The organism is Lactobacillus sp. UMNPBX4, assembly GCF_002554115.1.
Lineage (GTDB): Bacteria > Bacillota > Bacilli > Lactobacillales > Lactobacillaceae > Lactobacillus > Lactobacillus gallinarum.
The window spans coordinates 1-22,919 of record NZ_PCZF01000028.1 but is presented as its reverse complement, the minus strand read 5'-3'; the positions used below and the strand labels follow the sequence as shown (position 1 = coordinate 22,919).

Sequence of the window (22,919 nt, the reverse complement as noted above, 5' to 3'; positions counted from 1 at the left end):
TCTAATCTATCAAGCAGCTTGATTAAAAGTGTTCAATTTATTATTGCAATTTACGAATAAATAATTTTTAACATGATGAATATCATAATAAAAAGGTGAGATAGCTATGCGCTATCTCACCTTTTTTACCTTAATTATTTTCATTTAACATAGGTTTCTTTAATTCCAATTACCGACAAAGCTGCTAAAAAGCCTGAAATCCCAGTAATTAACATCATCGCTGGCATGGAATTTCCTACCATTGGAAAAATAATAAAACTAAGCAGTGAAGCAACAATCTGTGGTAAGCAAATTGAGCAATTGAACAAGCCTAGATATGTCCCCATATGTTTGCCTGATAAGGCATTAGAAACCATCGTCAATGGATAAGTATTCATCCCTGCCCAACTAATACCAATCAATACAAAAGATAGAATCAGCGTTCCTTGTGAATGAATTAAAAAGATTGAAGTATAGCCAATGGCTCCTAGTAATAAACTTAAACCATAGCCTAATTTATGATGGTTATTAGGCACCTTGGCTAATACATATGACCAAATTACTGCTGCAATTGATTGTACAGCTGTTAATACACCAAACCAATTCCCAGCAATCTGATAGCCTGCAGAAGAAGCATTCGTTGTATGCCAAACATTTTCTGCAATTGCGCCCGTAGCATATGTTGATAAATACTGAAAAGAAATCCAACAGAAGAACTGAACTAATGAAACTTGCCAGAATACTTTTGGTGCCTTTTTTAGCAAGTTAATCCAGCCGCCACCTTCTTGATTATCAGATTCCTTAATGCCATGATAACGAGCATAAGTTTCTGGATCATATTCATGAACTCTAAAAATTGTAAATAATGAAGTAATTACTAAAACTGCTGCACCAACATAAAATGAAATAACCACTGACTGTGGCACTACTCCCTTTTTGGCAGTGTTGGCAACACCTAGTGTCGTTAATAAGAATGGAAAGAATGCAGCAATTACGGCACCAAAGTTTGAAAGCATACTTTGAATACCATAAGCATATGACTTTTGTTCATCATTAACCATGTCACCAATCATCATCTTAAATGGTTGCATGGCCATATTCGAAGCAACATCAAGAACAGCAATAGCCACAGCACCGAATATCAATGCTTCAATTGAACCATATCCCAGACCAAAGCTGCCCACATTAGGTAAAATTACCATAGTTAAAACAGCGAAAATCATTCCTATTAATAAATACGGTAACCGACGTCCAATTTTAGGAATCCATGTTCGATCTGACAAAGATCCAATCCCTGGTTGAACTACCAACCCTGCTAACGGTGGCAGAATGAAGAACCAACCAAGTTTAGTTGGATCTGCACCCAAAGTTTGAAAAATTCTGCTCATTTGAGAAGTTTCCAAAGTAAAGGCAATCTGCACACCTAAATAACCCAAACTAATCATCCAGATTACACTACTAGCTAATGTAGGCAAGCCCACTTTTTCTTCTTTCATTTTTCCCTCTCATTTTCTCTCTTTTAAATCGCTTACATCAAATAAATATAGTCATCACTGTAAGAGCTTTTAATGTCTGATCTATTGTTAACGGTAACTAAATTTTATAAAAGCTTAAGGTCCACAATATTCTGCTAGTAGTAAAATATTAATCATAGAAATTAGAGGTATAATTATGCTTTCATTATTATTGGTAATTTTCCTACTTTGGCTATTTTTCAAATTGGGAATCGGTTTAATTAAAATTTTCGGCTTCCTAATTATGGCAGGATTGATTTTTATTTTTTGTGCATACTTATTAATCCCTTTTCTCGCCATCATTGGTATCGGAAGTCTCATCTGGGCATTAGTTAGATAAAAATTAAAGCAAGGCTATCTATATTTGATAACCTTGCTTTTTTACATTTCTTTCAATTCTCGCCTAATCAAACTTGCTAGTATTCCATATCCTTTATCACCAAAATGCAAGCCATCATTTTTTATTCCCCGAGAAATATCGCTTAAATCGCCTGCATCAATCATTGCTTGGCACAAATCTGCATAATGAAAATGATATTCTTCTGCTATCTCTTCAACCACTTTCGCATATTTTTTTACCAACTCATTATTGCGTACATGTTGCTTCTGCTCATCTACTGCTGGCGGCGAAATGAGCAATACATGTGGCGGATAGTACTGACAAATAACCGCAGAGGCAATTAATTCCATATTTCTTTTAAATTGCTCTAGCGGAACCTGCTTATGTGTTGCCAAGTCATTTGTTCCTAATAAAATCACCAAATTATCGCACTTTTTCACGCTCAATACTAATTCATTTAATCGAGCAAAAAATGCTCCTGAATTAATTCCTGAAACAGCAGTATTTTCAATTTGAATTTCAGGCAGCATTCGCTTTAAATTCCAGTTAATATGTGGCTCTGCTTTTCCCTCATATCGAGCGATAATGCTATCGCCTGTAAGTAGTACTCTCATTTTAATTTAACTTTCTTATCCTTTTTAGTAGGTTTGATATTTAAAACGTCTAATAAAAAAGTGAAAATCGGAACTCCTACAATTAGTCCCCATGTACCCCAAAAATGTTCTGCTACAAGAAGTACTAAAAAAGTATAAAAGATCGGTAATTCTGTCTTGCTGGCCATAAACTTAGGATTTAGCACATACGCCTCGATTGCATGAATAATCATGATCATGACAAAAATATAAATCACATAGCGAATGCCGCCGACGGAGTACCCTACGATACTTAATGGAATCAGCGAAATAATCACACCGGCAACTGGTACTAAGCTTAAGATAAATACCATCAAGCCTAAAGCTACAATTTGTGGCATTTTCATAATCGCCAAACCAATCATGGTAAGGGCCGTATTACAGATTGCAATAAAAAATTGTGCTTCTAAAACTACACCAAAAGTATTAGTAAACTTTTTGCCAAAGTAACGAATATCTTCAAATAACCATTTTAAGTAGCCGCTTTTAACAAATAAACTTGAAAACTCTCGCATCTGCTTTAATTCGATGGTGTAAAAGAAGCTTAAAATAAGCGACATGAATGTTGCAATCGTCAACGTACCAATATTAGTAGCGGTATGAAAGGCAAATGTCATGGCACGCTTTGCCTGTGTAACAAGTTCACCTTTGCTAATGTAATGCGTTACATACGACATTAACCGCGATGACTGATTCGTCTCATAAAATGCCATTACGGATTTGACCATCTTAGAAATCTGTCCAACCAACATCGGCATATAAACCGTAACGACAAAATAAAGTAGTGCCAAAATAATTAAATACGTCACTACAACAATTGCGCCGGTTGGCATTTTAGAAACATAACGCTGTACGAAGTGAATCAAATGCACAATAACATATGTAAAAATAAACGTTAACAAAATCGTATTCATCATCGCACGCATTTCATAAAGAAAAGCAACAATGATCAAAAATACTACAAACCTGCGCAAAGGAATATTATTTTTGAATTTCTGCCAAGCAGTATCCATAACCTAACCTCGTTTTCTCTAACTCATATGTTTGATTGTATCATTCCTAAATTTGTTCTTGGTATTTCTATACCACTTTCCACTAAAAAAATAGACAACTCAATTGAGAGTTGTCTATTTTGCTATCTAATCTTCTTTTTTCAAAATATCTTTTTTGATTTCCATAAACTTTGGTGCATCAAGTACTTTTAACTTAGGGAAACTCTTAAGAAAACGTTTATGGTTCCAACTTAATTGATATGGTTGCAATTCATCATAGTGCTGCATTACTGAGTGATGCCAATCGCCAACTTTTAATTTACCCCTTTTCAGGCATTCTGCTTTCAACTTTAATTCTTACACGATCAATGAATTGATTGATATGGTCATCCCACATCTTGGTCGTAGTATGGAATCTTTCTACACTGATCATAGTTAAGACTGTATCGAGTCCCATTACAATCGTAATACCTACGGCTAACCAGCCATGAGTATCTCTTTCTTCTATGTTTATAATATCTTGAACAAATGGCTGCACAAATTTTACCAGTAACACCACTCCAATTCCCCAAAAGAGCGAAATGATTGGAGCTACTCTTCCTTGAACGTTTCCCCATAAGTGAGAATAATCCCATAATTTCATATGAAAGACTGTTGCAAGAAAGAAACTAGCAAAATATTCAAAGACTGTTGCAACAATAAATCCAATTACAAATAAAAGAAATAAGTTATCTTGTACATCTTTGGTACAAATTAAAATAGTCGTAATTGCAAATCCATAGACTGGACAATATGGTCCAAAAAGAAAGCCACGATAATCATAATGATGATCTTTAATTGAACAGTAGCAAGTTTCCCATAGCCAGCCAATAGAAGAATACGTAAAAAATAAAACAATAATTTCTGAAATTGAGTATGGCATATTATATCTCTTTCATGATACAAAGTTATAACTCCATAATACGTGAAAGATCAAGTTTTATCTATCAAAAATCCGAATTTTATAATTAATATACTTTTTATTTTGAAAATTTTCTTTTAATTCCTAATATTCCTGCCAGCAAAATGAATACACCCATCAAACTTAAAATGCCATTTGTCCTTTCACCAGCTTGTGGCAATTTGCCTGAACGACTTCTAGATGAATGCTCCTTAGTTGAAGAATGTTTTAGTGATTTAATATCATCATCTTCTTCATCTAAGTCGGTATCATCACTTGAATCGCTATGCGTAACCTTTTGTTCTTTCTTGTCAAAGCCACTTAGCTCTTTAGGATTTACATCCTTAGCCGCTTCAAATGTAGATTCCGGTGTACTTGTCTTAGATAACGTCTTGACTGGCTCAACATCCTTATCGTTTGTTTGCTGACTATCTTTTTTATCGTCTAATAATTTGAGTAGTTTTGAGAACAATATAGACAATCCTCTATCTTTTTCAGCTTTCTCAAGAGTCTTGCGTCGTGCCATTTCATCATTGCTCTCACTACGGATCCCCACAAAAGTTGCATCATAATCATCTAAAATTCTCCCTTCGTATAAACTACTTTTTCTTTTATCTTCATTTTTTAACTGATATTCTAATTGGATCTTATTAATCCCGGTAATCGCTTTTTGTTCCAGAACTTTCGTCTTATATTTAATAGTAAAAGTTCTATGTGATCGTCCCTTATTATTTAAACTAATCAACAATTTATTTTGATCAAATTTAACTTCTTTCTTGCCTAACTCGATAAAAATATCATCGGTTTCGATTCCTACCGTATTTTTATTAAATTCCAGACCCTCTGGTAGCTCATTCAAAATTTTTATCGGTCCTAAAAATTCTTTTTCATCAGGATTTACTTTTATTTCCCATGCAATACTATCTTGGTGTTGATTCAATTTACCAATAATTTCAGTAAAAAGTGCCTCTTTATCTTCGGGTTCAATTGTTAAGACCTTCTCAATTTTTCCGGCATGCACAGTTAGTTCTTGTTTATCATTCGCTGAATTACGAACCAAAAGATCAAATGTTAGCTGACCTACAATGTGATCATACTTTTCAATCTTGTTATTAAATTTCACTAAAACGCGATTGGTTTCAACAGTATATGTCCCAACTTTTTGCTCGTTATCATTTTCGTCTTTAATGATAATATTTTTAGTTTTATTAATTCCTTTTGCCTGGACTTTATCAGATTCACTCCAGGTAATAGTCAGTGAATCATCACTTTTCAACTTATCCTTCTGATAACCGGTAAGCTCCACATTAACGTGAACTAGCTGACCGCTCTCCACTTTTTCTGATCTGCCATCGTTAAAAACGATCTTAGTAAAATTATCACTCACGGCAGCTTGAACGTTTTTTGCTCCTTTGACCCACATCAGCATTAATAAAAGCACAACACTGACCAGTAATTTTTTCATATCATATTCCCTCATTAACTTTTAGATTCGTTAATTGAGATTATACAGAGGAAAAAAGTAAAAGATAGCTATTCGGTAAAGGAGAAAAACAATGTATATTTTTCGTAATTGCTTTTGTGACAAAAGTTGATTTTTGTTCATCACATAAAACAAAACTGATCAAAAAAGCCCGCCTCTCGGCGAGCCTTTTTTAATTTCAAGCTTAATAATTCAATTTGATTTGTAATGCACCAGTTTCAACACAATCACCGAAGCATTTCATTGCAACATCGTATGCAGCTTTTGCAGTTTGCTCATTAGCATTATGCAGTTTCTTTTGTAATTCTTCACCAGTTAATTTCTCAGCTTCTGCATCAGTTTCAAGTAAAATATGACGACCTGCAGCTAATGTTTGTTGCTTCAATTCTTCGACTGAAGCGCTGTAGCGGAATGGATGCTCATCAACAATGGTAGCGATAGCTTGGGTCAGCCAATACATATTTTTGATATCAAAATGTTCCTTGGTATCACGGTAAACGCTAGGCGTATCAAGCACATTGGTATAGTATGGCGCAATGCCATTGAATGTATTAGGACCAAAGGCTAACCATTGAACGCCAGCTATTTCCTTAGGGACATCATTTCTAATTTGTAAAATTGATAATTCCTGATTACGTTGAAAACCAATCGGACGAAAAGCATGACGGTCTGCATCAGTGCCTTGTAAGCCATAAGGATCATACTTAGTATGTTGATAGCGTGATGATAAAGCATACTTGAAATCTTCAATAGTTAATAAATGTTCAGGCTTTTTAATGAATGGCAAGTTAGGATCATCAGGCTCATGAACATCACTTGGATTAAAGAGTTTTTGAATATACCATTGGCGCGGAATGTTGTATTCATAGTCTGAATCATCGTGACTACCAAAGATATGACGAAGATTATATGGATTACCGCTGTGATCAATATCTAAGTGATACTTTTCAATCATTTCTTCCAAATCAGCGGAAGCCATCGTATCATCACTAGCAAAGTCAAAATCGGTGATGCTAAACCAGTTTGGCGCAGCGATGTAACAATCATCTGGGATTCTTTGAGCTGCCCAGTGATGGCCACCGATAGTTTCCATATACCAAACTTCATCTTTATCTGAGAAGGCTACGCCGTTTGATTCATAAGTGCCGTATTTTTCTAGATATTGCCCGAGCAATTTTACCCCTTCACGAGCTGAATGAATATAAGGCAAAACGATCGTAACGAAGTCTTCTTCACCGATTCCCTTTTTGTTCATTGGGTCAACGCCCAAAATACGTGAATTGGTAGTGCTGGTTTCGGTGGCACTCATTGCAACATTAGCGGCGTTGATGCCGGCTTCGCCCCACCAGCCCATGGTCTTCATGGTTGATTCAAGTTCTGGCACAGCGGTATAACGCATAGGATTGTCAGGCAAATCTACCTTGCACTTAGAAGTTACTGATTGATAATCTTTAGGTTGCTTGTCAGGCGTTACGACGATGAAACGTTTAGGATTAAAGGCGTGACCGTAGTCTTCGTTTCTGGCAATTAAAGTTGAGCCGTCAGCCGTAGCTTTTTTACCGGCTAAAATTGTTGTACATGGCATTTTTTATCCTCCTATAATTTTGTTCTTTTTAGTCTATTGTAGAACACTTGAGAAATAATTAATGGATAAAACATTTAGCTACTCTTCTTTCAGAATATCTTCTGGTGATTTAAAAGATTGATCGCGACTCAATGAATCTAAATATTCTTGAAGAGTTATATTTTTCTCATAGATATATTTTCTTACGGTCTGTGCAACCTGCTTACCACTAATTAACATGATTGGATAATCGTCTTCCAGTATTTCGCGTTGAGCTGGGTCGCTGAAAAAAGATGTAGTCACAAATGCTGCGATCCATCCACGCTTTAACCTAGCAACTACTCTATCAACGGCTTCTCCTGTTATACGCTGATCTCGTCGGTAACATTTAGCTTGACCTAATACCACCTGTCTAACTTGGCTAATGCCCTTAGTTCCAATATCTACTCGTAAAACAAAATCATAACCACCATCACCAGATGATTTAGTTACCCAACCATCATGGCATGCATCCCCAATAATTAATCGTGTAATTTCTTTAGCTAGACCTTCAAATTCAAAATCTCCACTATGAGCTTTTGAATTATCTTTCTTACGATAATATTCATAGATTTGATTCAAAATTTTATCATCTGCAGAACCAGGTGTAGGCAGTTGCTCCTCTTTTTTAGAAGTACTTCTTCCATAAACCTTCCGGCGAACTTTTTCTAAATCTCCAGTCCTTATCCAAAATTTCCATTCTTTAGGAGCTAGTGCATTGGCTAAAGAAAGAAAATTTTTATCTTTAGCTGCCTGTTTTCTCGCTTCAATCCAGGACCAATCAAAGCCTTCCTGTTCTTTTTTCATTGAAAATACACAGAAAGTGAATAAATAATTGGAAAAATATGCTTTATCTGCCCCACTACCTGTGTATTGAGTTACCAATTTAACATTTTTTATCACACCATATCCATGAAAAATTCTTTCTCCCTGTTTACGTGTTTCAAAAAATACAATAGGAACAGCAGTAGCTCTTACTTCGGGATTAGGATCATGACTAATTTTAAATTGATCCAACAAATATTTATTCCCTCGTGTAGTTGCAGGATCTGTGTCAGGTCTTTTATTATCACCATAATAATTTATATACCCGACATCTTCATTAAACTCATCTTCCCATGGATTATAGTTAATCCCTCTGGATTTCGTATTACTTGAAATAATAATGCATTCATTTTCAGCAGGTTTAAAAATTCCAGCTTGATTAAAATAATTTTTCTTTCCATCTTTTAAATGGGTTTCAATAAAATAATTTTTCGAAGAATCATCATCTTCAGAAATATAATATGCATTAGAAATTTCCTGTGCTTTTTTTTTAGCCTGAGGTCCCGTTTTATACGAAACACCTATATGTAATACCATTTACTCACCTACTATAAAAACTTATTACTTAAAATATACGCTTCTTTCTTCTAAACGCATCAAAAAAAGATGCATCAAGTCACCTCAATGTATCTTTATTATTCTACTTCCTACTCAACCGCTCATACCCAGCTTCCGCAAACTCATTCAACATCTGGACATCATGGGGCCATTTCTCATCTTTCACAAAATTATGCGCGCGGTTAACCGCAAACGAACCATGAATCACATATCTAAATAATGTTTCCGCATCTTCTCTTGGAAGGTGCGTTTTTTCAATCACAGCTGGCAAAACCGTGTCTCGCTCATTCACTACGATTCTGCCAATGATGTATTCGCTCAAATCGGGTTCCATCAATAATTTTTGATATTTACCAGCATCCCCAATCCGCTGGCAGGCCGGTACTAACGATTCATTGCTTTTCAGATAATCCAGCGATTTCCCGTTTCCAGCAAAAAATGGGACAGGATTTGTCTCCGTCAGCAACAACGCACCATTTAGCACATCGTTCAAGACATCAGTCACCGAGGAATAATGCACATGAAATGTTGATCGCGTTATCCCAGCCTCACGACAGATCCGCACGATATTAACTTTAGAATATGATTCTTCATCAACTAATTTCAAAAAAGCATCTTTAATTATTCCCAACGTATAAAGCGTACGTCGATCAGTTTTTCTTTGGCACTAAAATTGCACCATCACCATTGTTTGGAATTTCAATGCTAATTTGTGAAAAGCCAACTCCCGCATCGTTGCTATCCTCAATAGCGGTAAAAGTACCTGGATCAACGTAAAAGCCGTGAACCTCATCTTTGCTCTTATCAAGACCGAGACACACCTTATAATATTGCCATCTTGAGTAAAGCAGTGAACAATTGCGGCATCCCGATTGAATACATCATTGATTGACCATATTGCACCGTATGCAAGTATGACGGATGCTTTTGATCAATGGTCAAATACATTGGAAAACTGCTAGGACGAATGCCGCTATCTACCATGTAGTCAGGATAAAATTGCTGCATAACTTTACCTTGTTCAGCCTTTTGCTCCGGTGTTAATTCTGGTTTAGGTTGAGGCTTAGTTGGACCTTGGGTTGTAGCACCATGACTTTTACCAGTCATGGTTTCCTTAAATGCATCACCAATTGAGGCAGAAAAACCAATACTGCGGTCTGCAATGATATCTAGAATATTCAACTCGCCTTTGTTGATCGTAATGTAGCGACTATTTCTGTCAACTGCAACTAATTGCATACTTGAAACCTTAATCATTTGGTTGCGTGGGCCAATTCCAAGTTCAAGTACGACTAACTTCTTATCTTCATATTTTTGAATAAAATCTTGAAAGGCGTTGATCTGCTTCTGGTCAATTTGGAAATCTTGGTTAGTAGTTACATAATGAACAGGTTTATCTCCAATCAAGTTTTTCAAATATTCATAAGTCGGCTTCTGTGGTGGGATTTCATTCATCATCTTGTAAAGTTCAAGCAAAAATGCCCAGTGCTCTTCTTCAGATTCAAAACGATTATAGAAACCTTGGAATAAACCATTAAAGCCATATTTTTTAGCAAAATATTTCATGTTGTCCATATATAACGGACTATTTTCGTACCAAAAAGCAAGACCGATAGAGCGTGACATTCCGCTTCCTGCACCAACAACAATTGCATCTGCATCTTTTACATGCTTAAAATTCATCTATTTTATTCATACATACCTCGTTAAAATTCACATACACGATGTATTTAACTTTTAACAAGATTAAAGCATGTATGGAAAAAGTAATTAAGATCAGATTCGTGCCATGTGTAGAGTTATAGACAGATTCTATGAACTACACCGACACTAAAGTGCCGGGTTTCTGGGAACACTGAGTAGTGTTTAGGATCTTACATTGAACTAGTCAAATACCTAACTCACGGAACTCAGCTTGTTACCATGGCCAGTCCCTGACCACTTAGCTTTGTACTTCCTTTATGCAGGATATTAACTGCCGCATTAATATCTCGATCATGCTTGGTTTGACACTTAGAACAAGTCCATTCACGAATTTCTAATGGCTTAGCGCCACTGTTATAGCCACATTTTGAACAAATTCTGGAAGTGTTCTTGGGATCAACTGCAATTAGTTTCTTGCCATACCATTCGCATTTGTATTCTAGCATTTGTCTGAATATCCGCCATGAAGCATTGGCAATTGACTTAGCCAAATGATGATTTTTCTGAAGATTCTTGGTTTTCAAATCTTCAATCGCAATTACATCATATTGCTTAACTAAATGCGTAGTTAGTTTATGCAGATAATCTCTGCGCTGATTAGCTATTTTAGCTTGGCACTTAGCTTTTGACTTTTGCGCTTTTTGCCAATTAGTGAAACTCTCTAAGCTTCTAGGACAAAGCACCTTTTTATTCCTGTCTTGCAAAACTAATAATTTAGCTAAATGTCTGCGACGAGCATATTTTCTTTGCCAGACTTTGGCTTTCTTTTCAAAATAAGAACTGTCAAAACTAGGATATTTTAGCCCATTAGACAGAATCGCTAAATCAGCCACGCCAACATCAATCCCAACCTGTTTGCCAGTTAAGCTGTACTTCTCTGGTTCAGATATTTCTACCTGTAGAGACAAATAATATTTTCCTGTTGGTTCAAGTACGACCGTATAACGCTTAATCTTAACATCTTGCAAAACTCTATTCTTGCTGGTTTTGACATAGCCTAATTTAGGAATCTTCAAGTACCTTTTACCTGCAGTTTTTATGATTGACTTGCCCGTATAAGACTTTTTCAGATACTTGCGTGAATGAAAACGAGGCTTGCCAATTTGACCAGTTTTATCTTGAAAGAAGTTCTTCCAAGATTGAGTTAGGAATTCATTAACTACCTGCAAGCTTGAAGAATCGCTGTTTTTCAAAAAAGGATATTCTTTTTTAAGCGGCTTAAGCAGATAATTCAGCTTGAACTTACCTAAAAAAGGCAAAGCTTTATTATTCTGATAGCGCTCATTCATCATGGCCAGCATTTGATTCCAAACAAAACGATCATTGCCAAACATCTGCTCAAGCTGGTTTTGTTGTGTTCTATTAGGATAGAGTCTTAATTTGATCCCTTTTAGCACATTTGTTCCCTCCTTTCTTTTTAAGATTATATCAAACATATGTTTAAGAAAGAAGGGGGGGAACAAGCAAAAAAACTAAAAAAGGCCGGATTCATCACGGGATTAAAATCCCGTGTTTTCTCCGGCAATTAATCAATAAAATGTAGCGAATTTTTAGATAAAAATAAAAGCCCTGGTGTTTAAACTCAGGCCTTCTCATCGCAGCTGCATCTGTTCATTAAAATAATTTTTATAGGCTAAATAACCACTGATCACCGCACCAAGGCTTGTCGCCGACAGTAACATGAATGTGATCATAATCTGATACTTGATCGCGTAAACTGGATTAATTCCTGCGAAGATCAAGCCCGACATCATCCCTGGTAAATTAACCAAGCCCACGGTCTTGGCAGAATCAATCGTTGGCTGCATCGCAGTTTTGATACTCCGACGCAGGATCGGCATCGATGCCAATTTAATATCGCTGCCCAAAGCTAATTTTTCTAAAACTTGTTGATGCAAATCATTGAAACTATCATGCAATGCCTTGTAGCATAAGCCGATCGCCACCATTTCATTACCGGCAATCATCCCCGTAATTGGAATCACCTGCATCGGGATGGGCTTAATTACCCCTGAAAAAATCAGCAAACCTAGCGTCACATAGGTGCCAATGGCCTCGGCAATTATCGAATTCCAAAGACTGCGGTGCGGATTAGGATCACGTTTATTAGCGTTCCAGGACGCATTAAAAATGATGACCAAGGTTGAAACGATGGTTAACCACAGCTGATCAACGTGAAAAATAAACTTCAGCACAAAGCCGATAATGACTAACTGAATAATTGCTCTAAATACACTCGTTAAAATATCTTTAGTTAAGCCCAGCTTTTCTTTAGCCGAGATCGCGATTGATACCAGCACCAAGGCAAAAGCCAACACTAAAGATAAATTACTAACCATCACATTCTTCATTTGATGATCCTTCCCTGCTTAATCTGCATAATATGACCGGCCGTCTGAATCTCACTTTGATCGTGAGTTACTCGAATAATAGTAGTTCCTTGTTCGTGCACTCGCTTAATCAATTGATGCACTATTTCCTTGCTATCATCATCAAGCCCAGTTGTAACCTCATCTAGTAGCAACACCTTAGGCGGAAAAACTATATTTCGAATGAGAGCCACTCGCTGCTTTTCTCCACCTGACAAAGAATTTATGTCCTTATCCAAAAAATCAGCAGATAGATCAACTAGTTTTAGTAACTCATCTATCCTTTTTTCTACAACGACTTGCCTTCTAATTTCATAGGGAAAAATCAAGTTTTCTCTTACCGTTTTGCCAAACAAGCTCGGCTGCTGGAAACAATAAGAGACTTCCCTGCGGTATTGGACGGGATCGTATTTCGCCATCTTTTTGTCTTGATAAAAAATATCGCCTGCTGTTGGGCTGATTAAATTAGCGGTTAATTTTAAAATAGTACTTTTACCAGAGCCTGATGGTCCAACCAAGGTCAAAAAATCTCCTCGATCTACCTTAAAAGAAACATCATGCAAGATTTGTTTTTCTTTTACCTGGTAACTAATATGTTTAAATTCGATAATTGTCATAGTTTTTTCCTAAAAATATTTTTGCATTAACATTTTTAGTTTAATCATATTGGCTTTAGGTGACAAATTAAATATGTGATTGCATAATAAAAAGCCATGGTGCTTAAACCATGGCTAATTTATTTTCATTAACATTATTCAGCTGCAGCGGCTGCTTCTTCCTTAGCTTCCTTGGACAATCCAGCAAGGTCACCTAACAAGGTAAAATCAATTTGAGTTGCTAAAGATGGCTTTTTACGCAAGAAATCAATCTCAGATGGCTTAACGTTCTCAGTTGGATTATCTTTGGAAATCAATTCTTGTGAGATTTCACTATCAGTTAATTTTTTATCCTCTAATACACTTTCTGCTTCTTTGACTTCTTTTTCATAATGCTTTGTCATAAAAAACGCCTTCTTCACCTTTCATTGTAGTTAGTTTTATAGAAAGGTATAGCAAAACGTACTTTTACTTTGATATATTGCTTAGATCACAAAAAAAGACATGGCGTTTAAACCATGTCTTAACGAGTTTATTTATGCTGACTAGAAGGCTTGGCTTTAGGACTTACGTTTCTTATCCAACACACTAAGTAAAACTGCACTTGCTCCTACTAAAACAGCTCCTAATGCTATTAAAGCTTGACGCTTATTACTAGTATTTGGTAACATCTCTCGCTTAGTTTGAGCCTGTTCATTTCTAATTACAGCAGATTCATGTGGCTTAGCAAATCTAGCTGTCTCTGTTTTGGGATTATTATTTGAGTTATATTGACGTTTTACGTTTCTTCTAGCCTTTGGATTATTATTCGTGTTTCTGCTTGAATGCTTTGTAGTACCTGAATTTTTCTTTGATTTACCGTGATTGTCATTATTAGTTTTCACACTAGGTTTGTTGGGCTCCGATGTTAGTTTATTTGGTTCAGGAACTGAAGTTGGCTGTTTAGGACCGGGCTTTGGTCAGGTTCAGGACACCTTAGAATCTTACTTTGACTAAATAAAGAATAAAAAATCGATCTATGAGAAAGATCTATTTACACAAAAGATTTGACAGTTTCAGTTATTTTTATCTATTATTTAAAAATGTTAAAATACCACTATTGATTATTCGAAAGGTAAATTAAGATGAGTAATAAAAAGAATAAAATTAACAATGCTGAAATTAAGACAAGAGTAATTATTTTCAGACCAAGTCAATAACATCTTATCTAGAAAAGGAATAAATTATGTCTGAAAATTTAATCGAAACTGTTGTTACAAAAAACGATTTAAAAGAAGCTTTCGCAAAATTGGGAGTTAAAAGCACAGATTCTTGCATGGTTCATACTGCCATGAGTAAGTTTCAATATTTACCCGGTGGGCCTAAAACAATTGTTAGAGCACTTGAAGAAACTTTATCCGTTGGCACACTAATGATGCCGTCACAGGTTTCAACGAATTGTGATCCAGCAACTTGGGAGTATCCACCCGTTCGTCAAGATTTAATTCAGGTGGTTAGAGATAATATGCCACCATATGATCCAAGGACCTCAGCTACAGAAGGTATGGGCATAACGCCAGAATACTTTAGGAATTTACCTGATGTAGTTCGCAGCACGCATCCCTATTTGCCAGTTGCTATCTGGGGTAAAAATGCGGCTGAAATTGCCGCACGTCAGCCTTTAAACCTGCCATATGGGATCAACAGTCCACTTGATTATTTGTACAAGAACGATGGCAAAATTATTTTCTTAGGTACCGATTACGAAACCTGCACAATACTTCACTACGCAGAATCTACGATTCATCGCAAAACTGAAACCTGTTCTGCAGCAACCAGTATCGACCAAGATGGAAAAACGATTTGGACAAATTATCAAAACATAGATTTAGATTCTTATGACGATTTCAACGAATTAGGTGAAGTTTTTGAAAAAGAATTTCCTAATGAAGTTAAAGCACAAAAATTAGGTCAAGGAATTATCAAAGTAATCAACAGCAAATCCTTGATCGATTTTGCCCGTCAATGGTTTAATAAAAAAGATCATCAATTTGGTAATGCAGTAGATTAATGAAGATCAAAAAGAGCAACACGAGATTCTTTCTCATGTTGCTCTTCTTTATTTTCTATTCTTTTTGCGAAACTCCACTTTCCGCATCTGGCTTGACCTCATCAGTTTTTGAATAATCAAAATCGTCAAGAGTTACCGCACCATCTTCATAGTGTTTTCCATGACGCTCTTCAACCGGTATCCCTAAAGCAATCGACCATTCCTTTGTTTCTCTTAGTTTATATTTTCTTGCTTTCTTTTTAAAACAATAAACCAAATTAGATAGCCAATAATGACAGGAATTGCAAAAATTAGCCAGATCAGCAAAGTCATTTCTTTTAATTGAGCCGTTTGAGCTACTCCTGCTCCGTCAACATTCCTAAACCAGATAATTGCTGCAATTGCTATCCAGACCAGCAATACAATTAATCCGCTAGTTTTCCATGCTTTCATAATTCTCCTCCAAGAAAATTGTGCTATTAATAAATGTTTTATTTATAGTACAAAAAAAGATCTGATTTTTCAATCAGATCTTTTAAACGTATTTATTAATGCTGACTAGAAGCGCACGGGTTCTAATCATTGATTCCTTTAATATCAACGCTCATAATATTCACTTATTTAATTCATGTTCCATTTGTTGGAACACAAAACTAATTTAACCAAAGTTGAGTCATTTGCTTATTAATACTAGGATCTACTCCAACATAGGTATTCATAAACATTTGTAAAGAGTGACCCATTTTTTCAGCTGCCCAAGTAAATGACATACCTGGTACATTAGCCAAATGAGTACAAATTGAATGCCTAAATGAGTACAAACTCATTCTTTTATCTTCTGCCTTAATGTTTAAGCGGTCACAAATGCTTTTTAGCATATCATTAATACTTCTTTGATTAATTGGCTTATCATTAAACGCGCTTTTATAATCATGAAGATTAATAAAAATTAACCCTGAAGAATTATCCAAATTGTATTCCTTCAAAAAGTTAGATTGTTTTTCTTGATACCGTTTAAGCAAAATAATAACTTCTTGAGGTAACGGTAATACGGTTCTCGAATATCCCTTAGGCCGTGCTTTCAAGCTCCCTGTAAAATCATTCATGTAATCTGACCAACTATTGTTAATTTTTAAAGTCCAAACATCATCTTTATAGATAATATTGTCATACTTTAATGCTTGTAACTCGCCAACTCGCATACCAGTATAACTTTCAATTAGAATTGCTAGCTTACTTCCCCAATTAATAACCGAACTATGCTTCAAATCACTAATAATTAAATTTCTGATTCTTTTTAATTCATCATTAGTAAAGATCCGCCAATCTTTTGAAATTGTAAAATCACTTTGACGAAAGAATACTTTTAATGGACTCTCAGGAACAGGATTTTCTTTAATACTCTTTCCCTCAATTGTATTAAAGAAATTTCTCATATGAATTAGCCTTTTAGCAATAGTAGAAGACCTGCTAACAGTTACGTTATGTTTATTTACATAATCATGAGCGTACTTAGACACTAATTGCGTAGTAATTCCATTAATTTTGGCGTTTCCAAAGTAACTCTTAAAGGAATTAGCTGAATCTTGCCAAGCTTTTAAAGTTACCGGACTAATTGAATTAGCACGTTGATCAACATACTTTTGAAACTCATCAGCAAAGATTGCCTTACCGTTTCCTAAGTTTAATCCCGCTTTATACTCATTCCACATTTGTGATTCAAGCTTTGCTGCATCTGCTTTGTTTTTTGCATATTTAATTGGAAAATTAATTCTTTTTCCAGTTATTTGATCACGTGGTTGAATTCTTACAAGATAAACTTTTTTTGAATCTTTATTTACTTTCTTTATCACTTTTCTACCTCTAAATTTATAAAAAAAGAGGCAAAACAAAGTTCGCCTTCATTTTACCTCTAAGCTTCTATTTTGACCAAATTTTTTCTTGATGATAGCCTGCTTTTGTCAACCAATCTGTGACTTCATCTAAAATATAATATTTCCGTCCACCAGAAATTTGATGATATGGCATACCATTTTTTAAAAACTTGTAAAATAGCGTTGTACTAATATTCAATGCTTCACGTAGTTTCTTACCGTTTAAAATCAATTGATTCATTTCGTATTATCACCTATAATTCAGTTGGAAAAATATTTACAAAAGTCTAAGCATTATCTTGATCGTCTTGCTTAGATTTTTTTGTTTTTAAGCGTTTTTTGATGAAGTGCTTAGTAATATGAAGCGGTTGAATACGTCTTAAAAGTTGCTCGACCGTATCCACTCTCCGATCATCAACGAAAATATACTTGTAGAAATCATCTGGTGAATAAGGTGTTGTAATGATAATTTCCTCAGCATTTAACTTCTTATCATGATAGCGACTTGGCGCAGCCTTGTCGTGTTGATAAGGATCAAGAATTCTAAGTAAGTCTGAATAATTAAAGTCGCGTGGTCTCAAGTCATTTAAAATGATGTAATGTTCACCATTATAGTCTTGAAAATAGTCACGGCTACTACCGAGAATTGCATACTTCTTATTTCTCAAAAGATATTCTGCAAAACGAGTCTTACCTACACCTGCCACACCGTACAGCCATAAGACTTTCATGCTCTTACCTTTGAAATCTTTAAGCCATTTTTCATGCTCTTTTTCTGCCCGTAGTTCAGTAATCTGATCAATTAACTTTTTACGCCTTGCAAGTTGAGAAACTCCAATTAGTTGTTCCAACTCGTCATAAGTTAATTTACCTTCTGCATACTGATCGACCAAAGAAGAAATGTACTTAGGGCTTTTAGTAATCTTAGCTCTGATACTCTTCATTCTCGCTGGAAAATCGAAAGAAGCTACAGCCTCACTTGCCTTGTAAACGTGTTTCCCTTGCTCTCGTGCTTCTTCAGTTTCGTGAAGTAAGTAAGAGTAAGCATTGGCAATTCTGCCTTTCCACACATCTACATATTGAGATTGGTCTTTAAAGAGATTCGCCACAGTACTAACTTTTTGCGGGTTTTCATACTTTAATACCGCATGAATATGAGGCCTGATGATCTTACCATCTTCATCTTTTTTTGGATCTTTATCATGATTAATATAGACCCATTCCAGCGCCCCTGATTTGTTCAAAATATCGCTTAAATCATCTTCTTTTACTTTGAGATGATCTAAGTCTTGCACGTACATGAATTGGCGCGCGCGTGGTTCTTTCTTCATGAAAAATACCTTCTAACTAACAAATAAAATTATATTTATCTAAAAGCTCTTTTAATAAATCTTCTAAATCGTTGTACGATAAATCAACTTTATGTAAAGGTTTAGAAACTGTCTTGTACTTCTCGTAATAATACAAAGGAACACCTAATCGCTTAGCCGCGTAGAAACTATCCTGTTCTTCCACAATTTTTAAGTATCCTGCCTCAGGTTTTACTACAATTAGAGGTAATGGTTTATGCTTATTTTGGTAAGCATAAATTAAATAGTTAATGTGTTCTTGATCGTACAAAGAATCATCAACTGCACTAAATTGGTTGTAATCCGCTGTTTCATAAATCTTTGAAACAACTCTAGTTTTATTTAAATTTTGTTTTTCCATAAGGTTTTCCTCGTTTCTATTACCTTTTTAGGGCTTGTCTTTCTTTCAACTCTTTGTGCACAGTTTGCACAGTTTATGACAACTAGAAAATAACAAGCCCACTAGTTGTCATATATAGTTTTTCATGCAACGCACACATAAATAGCTTGTTTTTTTATGCGGCGCTGTCCCTCTCGCCCTTGGCGGGCGGCGGGCGCGCCGCGTTAAATGAATAGTTAATCATTTTTATTCATCCTTTCCTTCATTTTTGCTGCTACTTTTGCCTTTGAATAATTCGCAGTAGGTCTCGTACAATCCTGTAATATCTCGATCACGATAAACCCTTTCAAGATTTCCCTCGTACCATTTTTTAGCTTCTTCAGTTGAAAGAGGCACAAGATCGGCACCCGCTGCATAAGGTCCGTTACCTTCGACACGTTCAGCATATTTACTTGCTGCATTGCCTTCACCATATAAGAAGAACTTACCTTCAGATGTTCGATAAAGTCCTTCTTTGAAGTAATTAAAGTCATTAACTGGATAATCACTTTCATAATCATCAATTAATTCAGCATTATCTGAGTCGTATAAAATACCGTTATAAAATCTCTTCATAATAAATTTGTCCTTTCGTGAGATAATTTCTTTTCCTGTTTACATATTCATCATACCTTGAGCGATTGAGAACAATCGGGGGCCTTTTGTAGAAATTTTAGGAATTAGTATTTATTGATACATCAAGCTTTTAAGGATTTAAAACATTAGCTTGAAGAAAAAAATACAATTAATGCAGAAAAAAGCACCAGCCTAGAAAAACTGGTGCTTCAAATCTAAACGCGTGTTCCTTCTACAACGTAGTAATTAGGGTCACTATTTTTATAATTAGATAAAGTAAAAACTCCATTATTCATACGATAAATTTTCTTGACAACTTTATCCCAAATTGCATCAAGTTGTGCTTGACCTTCAGGAAATTCAGGAATTCGAACTTTTACTTCAATCTTATTCCAATTCAATTTAACTTTAGATAGCCTGATATAAGAATTAAACCTATAGGCTTCCATATATTCTGCGCTTCCCTTAGCAAGGGTATCAAGCGGTTTTTCCATGAATGCAGTTAATTGCTGCTTCTGCATTAGAGCCTGGATATACCAATGAAATTCGTGAGGTGTTATAGTCATAGAATCTTCTCCTTACTACTTAAATAATAAGTTGGACATAATAAGGGCAGAACTTGATAAGGATGTTCATCGTCAATGACCTGAATCAAACCAGTTCCCCGACCTAATGGAATCACAATTCCTTCGGGATCTAGGTCTGGGAAAAGAAACTGTGTTGTTTTACGATTAATATTGCCCAACTGAACCAATACGTTCATTTGTTCGCGCACTGATGTTGGAATGCTATTATGATCAAAACGTTGACTTACCAATATTAGGTGTACACGAGTTGCACGCCCTAACAATGCAATTTGTGATAAAAGAGCAAAAAACGTATCTTTAATATTTTTATTAATACCTTCCGAAAGCGCCAAAACTTCGTCAATTACCACTGTTACATGTTTGAAAGTAGTACTTGGGTTGTTAAATAATACCTGTTGCCTCTTGTGGATCAATTTTAAACATTCACTTAATACATCATTAATTTGTGCTACAAAGTCAGATTTTGAACGATCTGTAGCAGGATAAATAACCTTAACGCCATTAGCCTTAGCCCATCTGCTGGGTTCATCCATTTTGGGATCAATTACTGTTAGAGTTTTGAGTCCAATTTCACCATGCACATTTTCATCAATATGCTTTAAGGATTCCAAGAGATAGGTTAGGAAATAAGACTTGCCACTACCAGAGGTTCCAGCCAAAGCAATTGAAGTGACACGGTTATAGTCAATACTCAAATTTTTCATAATTTGAATCTTACCGCCATTCTGGGTTGCAAAATCCTCAAGATTAGTAACTATCAAACGTCTTGGAATTCCCACTTGCCATGGAAAATACAGAGCACGTTGAACATGAATATTACGTGTACTAATCGGTACAAAGTATGTTGTATTTTGTTTCAAAAGTGTATAGTTCGGATAAAGTGCAACATTCAAAATCTTAAAAATGTGTTGATACAAGTTATCATCGATTAAGTATCCCGCGGGCATCCGCGGAATAAACTTAATCCCACCTTTGTCTAACTCAATAGAAAAACTGTTAGTATAACTACTCTCGCCTTGCATGTCAGAACCTAGCGCCATATCAATGCTCTGAGTAATATACTTTTTAAGTTCATCAGTATTCATTTTATTTGACTTCTTTCACGTCATCAGCCTTGAAATAAACATCATATCGCATTTGAAAAGCGGTGATGTTGTCAAAAGTCACGACTGACATGTAACGAGGTAAGTTCACTTTCTTAGGGAACTTCACTTGGAAGTATTCTGCACCTTCCTGAGTAAAGCCAGCTTTGTAACTAATGATTTTATCTGTAGGCTTACCATCTTCCCAGACGTATTGAGGTGTTAGTTCAGTACTCAAAGAGTAAATTGGCTTACTCTTATCTAAGTTTTCCCACACAGCCTCAACATTGTAGCTTGTACCATTGCTTTTTCTTTTCATGATTAATTACTTCTTTCTTTTATAATCTAATAAGAAGGTTTTCTTTTCCTCCTTATGCTTAATATTTTGAACCAGATAAAAAAGAAAAAATTTAAAAATATAAAGAAATTTCTTCCTTGATTTGATAGGCTTTTTAAGAACTATCAAGAAAAAATTTGAAATTATGTAGAAAAAAGGGCACCAAGATTTTTCCTGGTGCTCTATTTTCTGCAGTACCATGTAAGTGGATTTTGCAATTTAATGTCATACTCTGAATACCCTTTACGAATTATGAAAGTATCATCATATTTTACTGTATGAAGCTCTCTCAGACAATAATCTTTAATATAAGCAATTTGATTAAAGCTTGAGTATTTTTGCTTAAAGCTATTTTGAAAAATAATTTCCGTTTTGACCTTGTTTAAATCATAAGTTAGCTTCTCCTCAAAAGCTTGATTGAAATGAATTTTAAAAGCCTCAGCAAAATCGTCGTAGCTATCAGCAGCAAATTTCTCGATTTTCTCAACAACTTTTCGAGTAGAGTCATACGTTGTGTTATATAAATTGTTATCAATAATTTGAATAATACAATTCTTAGCATTTTCCAGGCTCTTACCTTCTAGATAGTCGGAACTTTTCTGAATTTGCAATTCTTTTAAAGTTTTATCCTTTTGACTTCCATCACTGATTTTGGCTAATTGTTTACTATAAAGAACCTCATCATGCCTTGTAAATTGAGGTCTACTAATGATGTACTTCTCTAATAAGTTCATTAAAGCATTAATGCTTCCTCGATTTATTAGATAAACCTTTTTACCTCGATTTTCTTGGATATAATCAATATTATTTTCTTTCTTAATAGTCGAAATTATTTTCTTTTCAAGTGCTAATTTTGCCAGTTTATCAACATCTTTTTTACTGTTATGTAAGTGCAATATGTACTTTTTATCAATTAAATCAACTAACTCTTTGATTGAAACATAATCTTCACGATTTTCTATAGTACTTACTTGCATGTCTTTCGCCTCTTTGAAAACGCAAAAAAGGCAGCTAAGCATTTCGCTTAACTGCCTTTTAATTAACTATTTTTAAATTTGGATAGTTCCTTTAGGAACTATCAAGAAATTTTGCAAGATTGTATAAAAAATAAGATATCGTAAATTGCAATAATAACTTGAACACTTTTGTTTAGGCTGTTTGATAGATGCGA

The 22,919-nt window shown here is 35.2% G+C and carries 26 protein-coding genes and 1 pseudogene; 2 read left to right on the top strand and 25 right to left on the bottom strand.

All coding sequences use genetic code 11. The annotated features are described in order from the left end of the window. Positions 1-140 precede the first annotated feature (140 nt). Positions 141-1,475 carry an SLC45 family MFS transporter gene (locus tag CP355_RS06615; protein WP_098044170.1) on the bottom strand — a complete coding sequence of 445 codons (1,335 nt, stop codon included), beginning with the start codon at positions 1,473-1,475 and terminating at the stop codon, positions 141-143. Positions 1,476-1,650: 175 nt separating this feature from the next. Here CP355_RS06615 and CP355_RS10535 point away from each other — a divergent pair, with 175 nt between their 5' ends. Next, complete coding sequence (locus CP355_RS10535; protein WP_087176239.1) at positions 1,651-1,833, top strand: hypothetical protein; 183 nt, start codon at positions 1,651-1,653, stop codon at positions 1,831-1,833. Between the two features lie 41 nt (positions 1,834-1,874). Here CP355_RS10535 and CP355_RS06605 read toward each other — a convergent pair whose 3' ends face one another. The 14 genes and pseudogenes from CP355_RS06605 to CP355_RS06540 all read right to left on the bottom strand — a co-directional run bounded on the left by CP355_RS06605 (position 1,875) and on the right by CP355_RS06540 (position 14,419). After that, entirely contained in the window at positions 1,875-2,447 is a 573-nt protein-coding gene (locus tag CP355_RS06605) for an SGNH/GDSL hydrolase family protein (RefSeq protein ID WP_087176240.1), read from the bottom strand. Next, a complete protein-coding gene (locus CP355_RS06600) occupies positions 2,444-3,478 on the bottom strand; it encodes an AI-2E family transporter (protein WP_098044169.1) in 1,035 nt (344 codons plus the stop codon). Before CP355_RS06600 ends, CP355_RS06605 begins: the two co-directional genes overlap by 4 nt. 126 nt (positions 3,479-3,604) lie before the next feature. Further along, a pseudogene (locus CP355_RS06595) lies at positions 3,605-4,379 on the bottom strand (putative ABC transporter permease). Positions 4,380-4,476: 97 nt separating this feature from the next. After that, positions 4,477-5,862 (bottom strand): Ig-like domain-containing protein, encoded by a 1,386-nt coding sequence (locus CP355_RS06590; protein WP_098044168.1) that lies wholly within the window; start codon positions 5,860-5,862, stop codon positions 4,477-4,479. 202 nt (positions 5,863-6,064) lie between these two features. Beyond that, positions 6,065-7,465, bottom strand: a complete 1,401-nt coding sequence (locus tag CP355_RS06585) for a C69 family dipeptidase (protein WP_098044167.1) — start codon at positions 7,463-7,465, stop codon at positions 6,065-6,067. A gap of 78 nt (positions 7,466-7,543) precedes the next feature. Beyond that, complete coding sequence (locus tag CP355_RS06580; RefSeq protein ID WP_098044166.1) at positions 7,544-8,845, bottom strand: restriction endonuclease; 1,302 nt, start codon at positions 8,843-8,845, stop codon at positions 7,544-7,546. Positions 8,846-8,948: 103 nt separating this feature from the next. Further along, positions 8,949-9,473 (bottom strand): TetR/AcrR family transcriptional regulator, encoded by a 525-nt coding sequence (locus CP355_RS06575; RefSeq protein WP_233185805.1) that lies wholly within the window; start codon positions 9,471-9,473, stop codon positions 8,949-8,951. Between the two features lie 43 nt (positions 9,474-9,516). Next, the gene (locus tag CP355_RS10375; protein WP_171030378.1) at positions 9,517-9,687 is read right to left on the bottom strand and encodes a hypothetical protein; all 171 of its coding nucleotides are present in this window, start codon (positions 9,685-9,687) and stop codon (positions 9,517-9,519) included. 1 nt (position 9,688) lies between these two features. Next, positions 9,689-10,549 carry a hypothetical protein gene (locus CP355_RS10530; protein ID WP_233186995.1) on the bottom strand — a complete coding sequence of 287 codons (861 nt, stop codon included), beginning with the start codon at positions 10,547-10,549 and terminating at the stop codon, positions 9,689-9,691. 227 nt (positions 10,550-10,776) lie between these two features. Further along, positions 10,777-12,006 carry an RNA-guided endonuclease TnpB family protein gene (locus tag CP355_RS06565; protein ID WP_098044164.1) on the bottom strand — a complete coding sequence of 410 codons (1,230 nt, stop codon included), beginning with the start codon at positions 12,004-12,006 and terminating at the stop codon, positions 10,777-10,779. Between the two features lie 156 nt (positions 12,007-12,162). Next, positions 12,163-12,921, bottom strand: a complete 759-nt coding sequence (gene fetB / locus CP355_RS06555) for an iron export ABC transporter permease subunit FetB (RefSeq protein WP_087176247.1) — start codon at positions 12,919-12,921, stop codon at positions 12,163-12,165. Continuing rightward, positions 12,918-13,556 carry an ATP-binding cassette domain-containing protein gene (locus tag CP355_RS06550; RefSeq protein WP_098044163.1) on the bottom strand — a complete coding sequence of 213 codons (639 nt, stop codon included), beginning with the start codon at positions 13,554-13,556 and terminating at the stop codon, positions 12,918-12,920. Before CP355_RS06550 ends, fetB begins: the two co-directional genes overlap by 4 nt. 134 nt (positions 13,557-13,690) lie before the next feature. Beyond that, complete coding sequence (locus CP355_RS06545) at positions 13,691-13,939, bottom strand: hypothetical protein (protein WP_087176861.1); 249 nt, start codon at positions 13,937-13,939, stop codon at positions 13,691-13,693. 156 nt (positions 13,940-14,095) lie between these two features. Next, positions 14,096-14,419: a hypothetical protein gene (locus CP355_RS06540; protein WP_098044162.1), complete on the bottom strand. Its 324-nt coding sequence runs from the start codon at positions 14,417-14,419 to the stop codon at positions 14,096-14,098. A 341-nt stretch (positions 14,420-14,760) separates the two neighbouring features. On the opposite strand from CP355_RS06540, the gene CP355_RS06535 reads away from it, so the two are divergent. Then, positions 14,761-15,585, top strand: coding sequence for an aminoglycoside N(3)-acetyltransferase (locus CP355_RS06535; protein ID WP_098036432.1), 825 nt, complete (start codon positions 14,761-14,763; stop codon positions 15,583-15,585). 213 nt (positions 15,586-15,798) lie between these two features. On the opposite strand, the gene CP355_RS06525 is transcribed toward CP355_RS06535, so the two are convergent. The 10 genes from CP355_RS06525 to CP355_RS06480 form a co-directional block, all read right to left on the bottom strand. Beyond that, positions 15,799-16,017 (bottom strand): DUF3923 family protein, encoded by a 219-nt coding sequence (locus tag CP355_RS06525; protein ID WP_098036433.1) that lies wholly within the window; start codon positions 16,015-16,017, stop codon positions 15,799-15,801. Between the two features lie 200 nt (positions 16,018-16,217). Beyond that, positions 16,218-17,417: a site-specific integrase gene (locus CP355_RS06520; protein ID WP_087301052.1), complete on the bottom strand. Its 1,200-nt coding sequence runs from the start codon at positions 17,415-17,417 to the stop codon at positions 16,218-16,220. 67 nt (positions 17,418-17,484) lie between these two features. Beyond that, positions 17,485-17,679 carry a hypothetical protein gene (locus CP355_RS06515; RefSeq protein ID WP_087176855.1) on the bottom strand — a complete coding sequence of 65 codons (195 nt, stop codon included), beginning with the start codon at positions 17,677-17,679 and terminating at the stop codon, positions 17,485-17,487. 46 nt (positions 17,680-17,725) lie between these two features. After that, positions 17,726-18,769, bottom strand: a complete 1,044-nt coding sequence (locus CP355_RS06510; RefSeq protein ID WP_087712513.1) for a Rep family protein — start codon at positions 18,767-18,769, stop codon at positions 17,726-17,728. A gap of 16 nt (positions 18,770-18,785) precedes the next feature. Next, positions 18,786-19,148, bottom strand: a complete 363-nt coding sequence (locus CP355_RS06505) for a hypothetical protein (protein ID WP_087712514.1) — start codon at positions 19,146-19,148, stop codon at positions 18,786-18,788. Between the two features lie 225 nt (positions 19,149-19,373). Continuing rightward, positions 19,374-19,742, bottom strand: a complete 369-nt coding sequence (locus tag CP355_RS06500; protein ID WP_087712515.1) for a hypothetical protein — start codon at positions 19,740-19,742, stop codon at positions 19,374-19,376. A gap of 215 nt (positions 19,743-19,957) precedes the next feature. Then, entirely contained in the window at positions 19,958-20,308 is a 351-nt protein-coding gene (locus CP355_RS06495) for a hypothetical protein (RefSeq protein ID WP_087712516.1), read from the bottom strand. Further along, positions 20,305-21,414: a cell division protein FtsK gene (locus CP355_RS06490; protein ID WP_087712517.1), complete on the bottom strand. Its 1,110-nt coding sequence runs from the start codon at positions 21,412-21,414 to the stop codon at positions 20,305-20,307. The genes CP355_RS06495 and CP355_RS06490 overlap by 4 nt, the downstream gene beginning before the upstream one ends. Before the next feature lies 1 nt (position 21,415). After that, positions 21,416-21,730 carry a hypothetical protein gene (locus tag CP355_RS06485; protein ID WP_087712518.1) on the bottom strand — a complete coding sequence of 105 codons (315 nt, stop codon included), beginning with the start codon at positions 21,728-21,730 and terminating at the stop codon, positions 21,416-21,418. 200 nt (positions 21,731-21,930) lie between these two features. Then, positions 21,931-22,725: a hypothetical protein gene (locus tag CP355_RS06480; RefSeq protein WP_087712519.1), complete on the bottom strand. Its 795-nt coding sequence runs from the start codon at positions 22,723-22,725 to the stop codon at positions 21,931-21,933. Between the last annotated feature and the right edge of the window lie 194 nt (positions 22,726-22,919).